The sequence below is a fragment of the Microbacterium flavescens genome (genome assembly GCF_018588945.1).
Classification (GTDB): Bacteria; Actinomycetota; Actinomycetes; order Actinomycetales; family Microbacteriaceae; genus Microbacterium; species Microbacterium flavescens.
Map to the genome: position 1 here is coordinate 160,840 of NZ_JAFIWA010000005.1, position 12,010 is coordinate 172,849.

General features: G+C 72.1%; 9 protein-coding genes. 3 read left to right on the forward strand and 6 right to left on the reverse strand.

Going from position 1 to position 12,010, the window contains the following annotated elements; all coding sequences use genetic code 11:
* Window position 1: 1 nt before the first annotated feature.
* Both JX005_RS11360 and JX005_RS11365 read right to left on the reverse strand, forming a co-directional pair.
* Complete coding sequence (locus JX005_RS11360) at window positions 2-1,747, reverse strand: dihydroxyacetone kinase family protein (RefSeq protein WP_214467642.1); 1,746 nt, start codon at window positions 1,745-1,747, stop codon at window positions 2-4.
* Entirely contained in the window at window positions 1,744-2,718 is a 975-nt protein-coding gene (locus tag JX005_RS11365) for a sugar phosphate isomerase/epimerase family protein (RefSeq protein ID WP_214467644.1), read from the reverse strand. The genes JX005_RS11360 and JX005_RS11365 overlap by 4 nt, the downstream gene beginning before the upstream one ends.
* Before the next feature lie 170 nt (window positions 2,719-2,888).
* Here JX005_RS11365 and JX005_RS11370 point away from each other — a divergent pair, with 170 nt between their 5' ends.
* Window positions 2,889-3,917, forward strand: coding sequence for a LacI family DNA-binding transcriptional regulator (locus JX005_RS11370; protein ID WP_246533871.1), 1,029 nt, complete (start codon window positions 2,889-2,891; stop codon window positions 3,915-3,917).
* A gap of 31 nt (window positions 3,918-3,948) precedes the next feature.
* On the opposite strand, the gene JX005_RS11375 is transcribed toward JX005_RS11370, so the two are convergent.
* The gene (locus tag JX005_RS11375; protein WP_214467650.1) at window positions 3,949-7,713 is read right to left on the reverse strand and encodes a bifunctional proline dehydrogenase/L-glutamate gamma-semialdehyde dehydrogenase; all 3,765 of its coding nucleotides are present in this window, start codon (window positions 7,711-7,713) and stop codon (window positions 3,949-3,951) included.
* An 81-nt stretch (window positions 7,714-7,794) separates the two neighbouring features.
* On the reverse strand, window positions 7,795-8,493 hold the full coding sequence (locus JX005_RS11380) for a hypothetical protein (protein ID WP_214467652.1): 699 nt from the start codon (window positions 8,491-8,493) through the stop codon (window positions 7,795-7,797).
* A 178-nt stretch (window positions 8,494-8,671) separates the two neighbouring features.
* On the opposite strand from JX005_RS11380, the gene JX005_RS11385 reads away from it, so the two are divergent.
* Window positions 8,672-10,624: a bifunctional diguanylate cyclase/phosphodiesterase gene (locus JX005_RS11385; RefSeq protein WP_246533872.1), complete on the forward strand. Its 1,953-nt coding sequence runs from the start codon at window positions 8,672-8,674 to the stop codon at window positions 10,622-10,624.
* Here JX005_RS11385 and JX005_RS11390 read toward each other — a convergent pair.
* Entirely contained in the window at window positions 10,616-10,921 is a 306-nt protein-coding gene (locus JX005_RS11390; protein ID WP_214467655.1) for a DUF7882 family protein, read from the reverse strand. The two genes, JX005_RS11385 and JX005_RS11390, sit on opposite strands and share 9 nt — an antisense overlap.
* A 48-nt stretch (window positions 10,922-10,969) precedes the next feature.
* Here JX005_RS11390 and JX005_RS11395 point away from each other — a divergent pair, with 48 nt between their 5' ends.
* Window positions 10,970-11,227, forward strand: coding sequence for a hypothetical protein (locus JX005_RS11395; RefSeq protein ID WP_214467656.1), 258 nt, complete (start codon window positions 10,970-10,972; stop codon window positions 11,225-11,227).
* Here the strand turns inward: JX005_RS11395 and JX005_RS11400 are convergent.
* Window positions 11,217-12,002: an EAL domain-containing protein gene (locus JX005_RS11400; protein WP_214467657.1), complete on the reverse strand. Its 786-nt coding sequence runs from the start codon at window positions 12,000-12,002 to the stop codon at window positions 11,217-11,219. The two genes, JX005_RS11395 and JX005_RS11400, sit on opposite strands and share 11 nt — an antisense overlap.
* Between the last annotated feature and the right edge of the window lie 8 nt (window positions 12,003-12,010).

Below are 12,010 nucleotides of genomic sequence, written 5' to 3' on the forward strand. Positions count from 1 at the left end.
CTCACTCCCCTTCTCGGCGGCCGGCGACGTCGTGGGCGACGGCGTCGGCGATGATCCAGAACGACGTCGCTCCGGGATCGGGATGCCCGATGCTGCGCTCCGCCAGCGGACGCGCCCGCCCGAGGCGCGGAGTCATCGCCGCGGTGGCATCCGCCCCCTCCCGTGCGGCGGAGGCTGCGGCGATCAGGCAGGCGGCGAGGTCCTCTCCCGTCTGCACGCGGGCGGCGAGAGCCTTGCGGAACGGCTCCATCGCGTCGAGCATCGTCTTATCGCCGGGGTGTGCGCCGCCGATCTCGGCGATCCGCGCGCAGGCGGCGGCGACGGCCGCCACCACATCCTCCGGCGTGAAGCGATCGGCGTTGCCGAGCGACTGCCCGAGCTGCGTGAGGGCCGCGCCCCACAGGGCTCCGGACGTGCCTCCCGCGGTCTCCGACCACGCATCGCCCGCCGTGCCGAGCAGCTCGCGCACGCCCGTCGCCTCGTCCGCCGCCTCGACCGCCTCCGCGGCGGCGTTCAGTCCCCGCACCATGCCGATGCCGTGGTCGCCGTCTCCGGCGACCGCGTCGAGCTCTCCGAGGTGGTCGGCCTGGGCCGCCACCGCGTCGCGCGCCCGCCGCGTCAGTCTGCGGGCGATCCGCGCCGCGTCGCGGGAGGCATCGGTGACGGATGCCGCGGCCGGGGTCGCCGCGGCCGGTTCGGTGCTCGCGCGCGGCGCCGGGGGTTCGCGATGCGCGATGGGCGCAGTCCGCCCGCCGACGGCGCCCTTGCGGAATCCCGGCGAGGAGGCCGGCGCCGTCCACAGCTCCTCGAGCTCATCGTCGAGCCAGAGGACGGTGAGCGACACCCCCGCCATGTCGAGACTCGTGACGAACTCACCGCACTCGGGCTCGACGATCTCGATCCCGTGGCCCTGCAGATGCTCGGCGACATGGCCGAAGAGGACGTACAGCTCCTCGTACTTCACCGAGCCGAGCCCGTTGAGGATCACCGCTGCCCGGGTGCAGCCCTCGGGTCGCTCCGCCAGCAGCGGCTCGGCCAGCGTCACCGCCAGCTCTGGTGCGCGCTGAAGGGGCACGTCTCTCACGCCGGGCTCGCCGTGGATCCCGAGCCCGATCGACATCACGCCGTCCGGGACCTCGAACAGCGGGTGTCCCGCGCCCGGCAGCGTGCAGCCGGCGAACGCGACGCCGTGGCTGCGCGTCCTGCTGTTGGCGTGCGCCGCGAGGCGCTCGACTTCGTCGATCGAGTCGCCGCGTTCGGCAGCCGCGCCGGCGACATGGAAGACGCACAGGATGCCGGCGATGCCGCGCCGCTCGTCGCGGGCGTCGGGCGCGGCGCTCGCCACGTCGTCCGTGATGAGGACGGTGCGGGCGTCGACCCCCTCGGCGCGCAGCCGCCGTTCGGCCTCGCCGAAGTGGATCACGTCACCCGCGTACCGGCCGTAGGTGAAGAGCACGCCGCCGCCCGCGTCCGCCGCGTGGGCGACGCGGAGCGCCTGCGCCGTCGACGGCGACGTGAAGATGTTGCCGCAGATCGCACCGGCGGCGAGACCGGGCCCGACGAAGCCCGCGAACGCCGGGTAGTGTCCCGAGCCGCCGCCGATGAGGACGGCCACGCGGCCGGGCTCGAGCGGCTGCGCACGCACCACCCCACCGTCGACGAGCGCCACCTCGCCGGCGTGCGCGGCGGCGAAGCCGCGCAGCGCGTCGGCGACGAAGGCATCCGGGTCCGCGAAGATCCTCGTCATCCCACGTCCTCTCCGTGTGTCTGTCGGACGCGACTGACGCCCGGGGAGTACTCCCGGCGGGGCAGCACCCGGCCGCGGAGGTAGTCGCGGTTCGTCGCGCTCACGCTGAGCCCGTCTCCGCCGTAGTGCTCGACGCAGATGACCCCTTGGAAACCGCTGCGCAGCGCGATCTTGACGGCTTCGCGGTAGTTGATCACGCCCAGTTCGAGAGAAGTGGGCACGGTCGAGAACAAGCCGGCTGCGGCATCCTCATCGCGTGTGTAGTTCTTCACGTGCCAGAAGTTGGCGTACGGCATCGTCGCCTCGGCGACCGCCCGCCAACCCTCGACGGGCTCGTGCAGGCGGATGAGGTTGCCGATGTCGGGGTTGAGCCCGACCACGTCGAGGCCGATGTCCTCGACGAGGCGCACCGCCGAGGCGGCCGTACCGAGGTAGGTGTGCTCGTAGAGCTCGAGCGAGAGCAGCAGGCCGACCTCGCCGGCGTGGCGTCCGAGTTCACGCAGCCGCGTCACGGCCAGCGACCAGGTGTCGTCGTCGTCCACGGGATCACGGTGGCCCTCGACGGTCCAGAACCACAGCTGCCTGCGCTGCTCGGGGGTCAGCGCACGATGCAGGCCGACCGACACGACGCCGACGCCGAGGCCGGCGGCGACGTCGAGCGTGCGGTGGGCATACGCGAGGTGCTCGGCCCCGTGCCTCTCGTCGATGACGCTGCGGCGGATGGCGGAGAGCGACGCCGGCGCCAGTCCGGTCGCGGCGAGGCACTCTCCGAGGTCAGTCGCCTGCCGGGGCGTGAGGTCGCCGTACCTCACCCAGGAATCGGTGAGGTCCACGTCGCTGAAGCCCGCGTCGGCGATCTCGAGCAGGTCGACGCGCCATCGCTCGACCGGCGAGCCGGCTTCGCCGGTGGGATGGGCGTCGCCCTGGGAGAGCAGCGCGGCCGCGATCGGCCAGTCGTTCGCCGTCAGCATCGTCGGTCCTCCCTGACTCGCACATCGGGCACGTTACACTATCTTTACAACGTTGCACTGCCCCGAGGCATCCTGTCCTCGCCTGGCCTTTTCGGGGGACGGCCGGGTCGGCGGAACCAGTAGAGTGCAATGATCGGACAGGGAGACGGGGGCCACCGATGGGACCGACGATGCACGATGTCGCTCGGGTCGCCGGCGTCTCGATCAAGACCGTCTCGAACGTCATCAACGACTATCCGCACGTGCGCCCCGGCACGCGGGATCGGGTCAACGATGCGATCCGCCAGCTCGCCTACCGCCCGAACCTCTCCGCCCGCGGTCTCCGCTCCGGGCGGACCGGGGTCATCGGGCTCGCGGTGCCCTCGCTTCGCGAGAACTACTTCGCCGAGCTCGCCGACGAGGTGATCCGCGCGGCGGAGAAGCGCGGACTCGGCGTCATGGTCGAGCAGACCAGCGGCGACCGCGATTCCGAGCTTCGCGCGGTGACGGGCAACCGGCCGCGGTTCCTCGACGGCATGCTCTTCAGCCCGGTCAGCCTCGGTCAGGAGGACGCGGAAGCGCTCAACGTCGAGCTGCCGCTCGTCCTGCTCGGAGAGCGCATCTTCGGCGGGCCGACCGACCACGTCACGATGCACAACACCTCGTCGTCCCAGGCCGCCGTCGAGCATCTCGTGGGGATCGGCCGCCGGCGGATCGCCCTGATCGGCGCAGACCTCGAGCACGGCGACGAGACGAGCTCGGCCAGCCTGCGCCTGAAGGGCTATGTGCGCGCTCTCGAGGAGGCGGGCATCCAGTTCGACCGGGCCCTCGTCCGCCCCACCTCCATGCACCGGTGGAACCGAGGAGGCGGCGCCGAGGCCACGCACCGCATGGTCCAGGAGGGCGTGGACTTCGACGCGGTGTTCGCCCTCAACGACACGCTGGGCCTCGGTGTTCTGCGCGCCCTGCGCGAAGAGGGCCTGCGTGTTCCCGATGACGTCGCGGTGATCGGCTTCGACAACATCGACGAGAGCAAGTACTCCGTCCCGTCGATGTCGACGGTCGACACGGGCCGCGCCGAGATCGCCGCGATCGCGGTCGATCGGCTCATCGAGCGCATCAGCGAGAAGGGCGAGCGGCGGGAGCCCGAGACGATCAAGCCCGCGTTCCGCATCGTGGCGCGCGAGTCGACCGGCTTCGCCGACACCGACGCCGACTAGGCTCGCGCACCGCCCGCCCCGGACGACTCCGTCAGATCACGTCCTCCGACCACGGGTCGGGGTTGCCGAACCGGTGCGCGGTGATCGTGATCGACTGCTCATGCAGGAACGGCAGCAGCTCGAGGCGGCCGGCCGTCGTCACCTCGTTGTCGTAGACGGCGAGGTCGGGGTCACCGCCGATCGCGGTCGAGAGCGCCCGGTGGAGCTCAGCCACCGACTGGCGCGGGCCGATGAGCCGGACACGCGGAGGACGGGCAGCGGATGCCTCGCCCGCCACTGCCCCCGTGAGCCCGGGCTCGGGTGCGGCCATGCGCTGCAGCCACTGCTCGTCGGTCTCGACGAACACGGCGACGTCGAGCTCGCTCAGCGCGCGACGCACGCCGGCCGGCAGGCCGACCGGTGCGCTGAGCGTGAGGGCGGACCCCGCCCGGATGCCCGCGATCGCGACACGCAGCACCGACTGCCACGACGCATCTCCGGTCGCGCGCAGCGCCACCTCGGCGATCGGGCGGTAGCGGAAGAGGTTGCGCTCGATCCCTAGCCCCGAGACGTCCTTCACCTGGCCGAACTCGCGGTCCCACGCGATCGCGTCGGACAGCGCCGCACGGCGCAGCCACTCGAAGGAGTCGTAGTCCAGCGACGGCTGGGCCGCCTCTATGACCGACGTGATGCGCGAGTCGAGGCCGCGGAGGTGGAGCGTCGTCGACGCGGCGCCGCCGGACGTGCTCCGCCACGACCCGAGGCCGATCAGGTAGTTCGGGCCTCCGGCCTTCGTGCCGGCGCCCACCGACGACCGCTTCCAGCCGCCGAAGGGCTGACGCTGCACGATGGCCCCGGTGATGCCGCGGTTCACGTACAGGTTGCCCGCCTCGACGCGATCGAGCCACAGCGCGAGGTCATCGGGGTTCTGCGTGTAGAGACCCGCCGTGAGTCCGTATGCGACGGCGTTCTGCAGCTCGATCGCCTGGGCGAGCGAGCTCGCATGCATGACGCCGAGAACCGGGCCGAAGAACTCCTCGTGGTGGAAGCGCGAACCGGGCTTCACGCCGGTGCGGATGCCGGGGGTCCACATGCGGCCGGTGAACTCCGGACCGGCGTCGACGGGCTTCGGCTCGACGAGCCACTGCTCCCCGTCGGCGAGCGTGGTCAGCGCCCACTCGAGCTTTCCGCGCGGCGGCTCGACGACAGGACCGACCTCCGACAGCGGATCGGTGGGCGAGCCGACGCGCAGCGACTGCGCCGCGTCGACCAGCTGGCGCGCGAACCGCTGCGAGTGGCCGACCGGACCGACGAGGATCGCGAGCGACGCGGCCGAGCACTTCTGGCCGGCGTGGCCGAACGCGCTCTTGACGAGATCGGATGCCGCGAGGTCGAGGTCGGCCGACGGCATGACGATCATGGCGTTCTTGCCGCTGGTCTCGGCGAGCAGCGGCAGGTCGGGCCGCCACGAGCGGAACAGCGCCGCCGTCTCGAAGGAGCCGGTGAGGATGACGCGGTCGACGGCGGAGTGCGAGATGAGCGCCTGCCCGAGGCCGCCCTCGTCGATGTCGACGAGCGCGAGCACGTCGCGCGGAACGCCGGCTTCCCACAGCGCCTCGGCTAGGACGGCCGCGCAGCGGCGTGCTTGCGGCGCGGGCTTGAAGACGACGCCCGACCCGGCCGCGAGCGCCGCGAGCACGCCGCCGGCGGGGATGGCGACGGGGAAGTTCCACGGCGGCGTGACGACGGTCAGCTTCGCGGGCTCGAACACCGCTCCGCTCACCCGATCGAGCTCGCGCGCCGTCGCGGCGTAGTAGTTCGCGAAGTCGACGGCCTCGCTGACCTCGACGTCGGCCTCGGCGAAGATCTTGCCGGTCTCGGAGGCGGCGACCTCGATCAGCTCGCCGCGCCGCGCCTCGAGTGCGCGCCCCGCTTCCGCGAGCACCGCGGCGCGGTCCGCCGCCGGGGTCGCGCCCCATCGGGCCGCGGCATCCGTCACCGTCTTCACGACGGCCTCCAGGGCCTCGGCGTCGTCGATGCGCGCCGCCGCGATCGTGTCGTCCCCTGCGCGCGACGTGTGGATGCGGCGCAGGATGTCGCGAGCCCAGGCGCGGTTGGCGGGGAGCGCCGGGTCGGTGTCGGCGGCGTTGCGGAACCCGGGAGCCCCGAGCGCACGCTCGCCGCTCTCGCGCGGTGCGAAGACGGCGGTCTCGACGAACGCCTCGCCGGCGAACAGCTGCTCTTCGGCCGACGGCGCGATCGGCGTGGTCTCGGCGGGGTCGACGGCGGCGGGATCGACCGCGGCGGAGCGCGCGATTCCGATCACGGCCTGCGTGAGACCGTCGTCGTCGGCGATCGGTCCGCTGCCACGGAGACGAGCTCGGGTGCCGGGCTCTTCGGACAGCGCGGCGGTGCGGTCCTGGGTGCGGTTCGGACCGATCCCGAGGGCGGGCTCAGCCGCCCGGCCGAGCGAGGCCAGGAACCGGTCGCGCTCGCGCTCGAACATCGCGGGGACGTCGGCGAGCTCGAACGCGGCGGAGAGGAAGTTGTCGCTCGACGCGTTCTCCTCGAGACGGCGCACGAGGTAGCTGATGGCGACGTCGAACTCGTCGGGTCGCACGACCGGCACGTAGAGCAGCACGTGGCCCACTTCGCGGGCGACCGCGTCGACCTGGCCCTGCGCCATGCCGAGGAGCATCTCGAACTCGAGGTGGTCGCGCACGCCGGTCTCCCCGGCCAGCAGCCAGGCGTAGGCGATGTCGAACAGGTTGTGCCCGGCCACGCCGACGCGGACTGCGGCGGCGTTCTCCGGACGCAGCGCGTGGTCGAGGCAGCGCACGTAGTTGGCGTCCGAGTCGACCTTGGCGTCGTAGGTGGCGAGCGACCAGCCGTGCATGACGGCGTCCACCCGCTCCATCGCGAGGTTGGCGCCCTTGACGAGCCGCACCTTGATCCGTGCGCCACCCGCCGCGACGCGCTGCTGCGCCCACGCGGTGAGCTGCTGCAGCGCCGGGAGTGCGTCGGGGAGGTACGCCTGGAGCACGATGCCGGCCTCGAGATCGCGCAGGCGCGGGTCTTCGAGGATCTTCGTGAAGACCGCGATCGTGAGGTCGAGGTCGCGGTACTCCTCCATGTCGAGGTTGATGAAGGTGCGGTCGGTGGCTGCCGTGAGGTAGAGCGGCATCAGGCGATCGACGACCTTGGCGACCACCTCGTCGAACGCCCACATCGAGATGTGACTGGCGATCGCCGAGACCTTCACCGAGACGTAGTCCACGTCGTCGCGGCGGATGAGCTCGTGGATGCCCTCGAGCCGCCGCAGCGCCTCCTGCTCGCCGAGCACCGCTTCACCGAGAAGGTTGAGGTTCAGGCGCGCACCGGACTCGCGGGTGCCGGCGATGGCGGGGCCGAGCTTCTCGGGCCGGGCGTCCACCACGAGGTGGCCGACCATCTCGCGCAGCACGCGCCGCGCGATGGGGACGACGGGCGACGGCAGCACAGGAGCGACCGCGCCGCCGACACGCACCGCTCCTCGCAGGTACCACGGCAGGAAGCCGGGCACGAGCGGGGCGACACGACGGAGATTGGATGCCGCGGCCGTGAGGCTCTCCGGCCGCATCACGCCGTCGACGAAGCCGATCGTGAACGGCAGTCCGTTGGGGTCTTTCAGCACGCCGGCGAGTCGCTCGGCTGCGGGGTCCACGTCGACCTCGGCGCTCTCGGTGATCCACCGCTGCGCCAGCACCACGGCGCGCTCGGCGAGGTCGTCGCCGGATGCCGTGAGGTCGGTGTCCCCCCGATAAGGGTCGGTCACCATGCCGACAAGCCTAAAGCCGCCCGCCCGGCGCGACGCCCATGCGCGTGCACGGTTGTCTCGCCGGGCAGACGGCCACGGTGCTCAGGCGCGATCGCGGCGGGTGGCCGGCGGCACGCCGTCGTCGCCGTCGTCGACCCGGGCGTCGGCCGCCGTCGAGGGCGGGCGCGTGATCGCGGGGTCCTGCCCGGTCGTGTCGTGGGTCGAGGCATCCCGCCCCACCACTCCGTCGGGAGCCGGCGGCACGCCGTCGTGGACGTCGCTCCGGTCGCTGCGCGTCGCCGCCGGCGAGACGGCGGCGTCACGGTCGTCGCGCACGACCGTGCGCTCCTCGCGGACATCGCTGCCGTCGCGGTTGCGGTCCACCCGGCCGTCGCCGTCGCGGTCGTCGCCGTCGGTCGTCACGTAGGGGTCGACGTCGTCGGCCTTGCGCAGCCGCTCCTCCTGCTCGGCACGGTGCTTCGCGGCTTCGGCGTCGTGCTCGCTGACGGTGTCGGCGAGACGGCGGGCGTCGACGTCGGCCTGGGCGGCCTGAGCCTGCGCCTGCTGTGCCGCGGCCGCGGCGGAAGCGGCATCCGCTCGGCTCTTCGCGGCGCGCGCCTCGCTCTCGCGAGCGGCCAGCTCGGTCTCCCGGGCCTCCGCCCGGATCTTCTCCGCCTTCTCGTGCTCGGCCTGGCGCTTCTTCTCGGCACGGCCTCGCGCGGTGAGCGCGAGCGCCACGACCACGATGATCGCCACGACGATCACGCCGACGATGATCCAGATGAGGGTCGCAGTATCCATGGCTCGTTCCTCCTCCCTGCGCGGGCGGGGGGCGTCCGCGCATGTCTGCACCAAACCGGAACGCGGCGCCGCCCGCAACGCCCTTGCGCGCGCACTCGCCGTCCGGTACGGCCGGAACATAGGATGGTTTCTCCTCGGCGAACCGACCGATCGATCGAGGAGCGTCCGAGGAGGCACGTTGACCGATCTCACCGCCGTGCCCTTCGAGAGCGCCCGCGAGAGAGGTGACGCCGAAGCCCGCCGTCTGCAGGAGTGCGCCACCGAGCCCCTCCGCACCATCGGGCGCATCCAGTCGCACGGCATCCTGCTCGCCGTCGACGAGGCAACCGGCGAGATCGTCGCCGCGAGCGACAACGCTGCGGGCTGGCTCGGGCGCAGCCTGCGCGACACCGGCAGCGAGACCCTCACCTGGGCGGCATCGCACGCGGAAGCCGTCGACCCGGTGCGTGCCGAGTTCGAGGGTTCGAGCTACGACGTGATCGTGCACCGCGGGCACTCGCCGGTGGTGATCGAGCTGGAGCCCGTGATCCCCGAGCTCGAGTACGCCCGCTCCGGGGTCGTGAGCGCCATCCAGCGCCTGGCGGGCATCACCGATCCTGACGAGCTGCGCACGCGCGCCGCCGCGGAGATCAAGCAGATCACGGGCTTCGACCGCGTGATGTGCTACCACTTCCACGAGGACGGGCACGGTCAGATCGTCGCCGACGAGCGCGAGCCCGACATGGAGCCGTACCTCGGCCTGCACTTCCCGGCCTCCGACATCCCGTCGCAGGCCCGCGCCCTCTACCTGGAGAAGCGCTCGCGCGTCATCGTCGACACGGGCGACGCCGGCGTCGGGATCTCCACGATCCTCGCCCACGGAGAGCCGCTCGACATCGGGGCGGCGGAGCTGCGGGCGGTGTCACCGCACCACCTGCAGTTCATGCGCAACATGGGCCAGGCGTCGACCCTGACGCTCGCGCTCGTGTCGGGCGACCGGCTCGTGGGCATGTTCACATGCGCCCACCGGCGCCCTCGGCGCCTCCCTGTCCTGCTGCGGCGCGCGCTGGAGGTGCTCGCCGCCCAGGTGACGATGCAGCTGACGGCCGCGCACGAGATCCGCAGCCTGCGGCGGCGGCTCGAAGCGCGGCAGCGCCGGATCGCCATCGTGGCACCGCTCTACGGCCGGCGCGACGTGGCCGGCGTGCTCCTGGGCGGCGAGCGGACGGTCCTCGATGTCGTCCCGGCCGACGGCGTGGTTCTCCGGATCGGCGACTCGGTGCACGCCCTGGGCACCGTCCCGGCCCACGACGCGCTGCTCGACATCGTGGACGAGCTGGCAGCAGAGCGCTCGGTCTGGGAGGCGCTGCCCCTCGAGCGTCCCGAGCTCGCGGTGGAGCTGCCCGGCGTCGCGGGATTGCTCGACGTTCCGCTCGGCACGAACGGCGACCGGCTGGTCTTCCTGCGCGGCGAGGTGGCACGCACCGTCGACTGGCTGGGCGATCAGGGCGCCGCCAACCGCGACGACGACCTGTCGCCGCGCCGGTCGTTCTCCGCCTGGCGCGAGAGCGTCACCGGGCGGAGCCTGCCGTGGGGAGAGCTCGCCGAAGACGCACGCGAGCTGGGCGACGAGATCGAGGCGGCCCTTGCGGCGCGGTCGCAGGCCGAGCTCGCGGAGCTCGCGCTGCGCGACGCGCTGACCGGCCTGCACAACCGGCGATTCCTCGACGACCGCCTCGACGCGCTTTTGGCGAGCCCGGGTCCGCGCCTCGCGCTCATCTTCCTCGACATCGACGACTTCAAGCTCATCAACGACGGCCGCGGCCACGAGGTGGGCGACGCGGTGCTCGCGGCGGTCGGCAAGCGCCTTGCGGGCGTCTCCCGCGCGTCCGACATGGTGGTCCGCCTCGGGGGCGACGAGTTCGTGATCGTCTGTGTCGGCGCCGATGAAGCAGATGCACGCCACGCCGCGCAGCGGGCGATCAGGGCGATCGGAAAGCCCATCGCCGTGTCGGACGCGGTGATCGACGTGACCGCCAGCGCGGGAATCGTCGCAGCGCGACCCGGCATGGCGGCCGCGGAGCTGCTGGATGCCGCGGATGCCGCGATGTACCGCTCGAAGCGGGCGGGCGGCGACCGCGTCTCAGCGTGATGCGGTCGGATCCGGCTCGGGGACGATGCGGAGGCCGCCGGACGAGTTGGCGGTGTCGACGAGTTCCTGCAGCCACAGCCGGTTGATCTCGGGCATCGGCGCTTCGTATTCGAAGCGCAGTGCGGTGACCGGGGAGATCCAGACGGCCTGACGCACCTGCGTCTTCTCGTCGGTGATCGCGAAGGCGAAGCTCTCCTGCCGGCGCAGCTTCGCCATCATCACGAGCTCGACGTGGGCGAGCGTGCGGTCGTCGAGTGCGAAGCCGGTGGCCGGCGAGCCGTAGTGAAGTGTGCCCACGCGTCAATCCTAATCTCGGCATGCCGGTTGGCAGGTACGCTGGGGCGCATGGCCATCGTGAACCGACTCACCGTCGACGGACGTGACTATTTCCTTCCCGACCCGGTGACGGGGCTCAAGACCCAGATCCTCGAGGCGATCAAGGCGGGCGGCGGCTACGTCAACATCCCGCCGCTGCGGGGCGGACCGGGGATCGATATCCTCTTCTCCCCGGGCATGCCCGTGACGTGGTCGCAGATCGACGTCGGCGAGGCGAGCCCCGCCGACGAGCCGGTCGCCGACGGGCCGGACGAGTTCAGCCTCTGAGCGTCGGGGCGTCCCAGAGGCGCTCGATGCCCTCGGCGCTCATCGGCATTCCGAGGAGATAGCCCTGCCCGCGGTGGCAGCCGCGGCGCACCGACCGGGCGAGGTCGTCGGACGTCTCGATGCCCTCCGCGACGACGCGCCAGCCCTGGCTGCGCGCGCGCGAAACCACGTCGGCGACGATCGCGTCGGCCGCGGCATCCGCTCGCTGCGTCAGTGACCTGTCGATCTTGACCTCGTCGATCGGCAGGGACTCGACCATCTCGATCGGTGTGTCACCCGCCCCGAAGTCGTCGATCGAGATCGCCACGCCGAACGACCGGAGACGTGCGAGCGCTCCCCTCATCTCGGGAAGCAGCTGCGGCGACGGCGCTTCGGTGATCTCGATGGCGACAAGTGCGGGGTCGAGCCCCGTGCCCTCGAGGCGCGCGATGACCTCCTCGGCATACTCCATGGTGATGTGCGAGGGCGACGCGTTGGACGCGAGGCCGATGCGTCGGCCGGAGAGGCTCCAGTCGAGGATCTGCGCAGCGCCGCGCTCGAGGACCTGGATGTCGATCTCCTCGACCAGCCGGGCGTCCTCCGCCAGCGGGATGAACGTCGCCGGCGGGATCTCGCCGTACGGCGCGTGCGTCCACCGGCAGAGGGCTTCGACGGCGACGGGACGCCCGCCGGGCGGTCCCTCGTCGAGTGCGAACTGAGGCTGGTAGGCGACCGTCAGACCCCCCGACGACACCGCCTCACGCAGGTCCCGTACGAGCGTCTCCGAAGTGGTCACCGTGACAG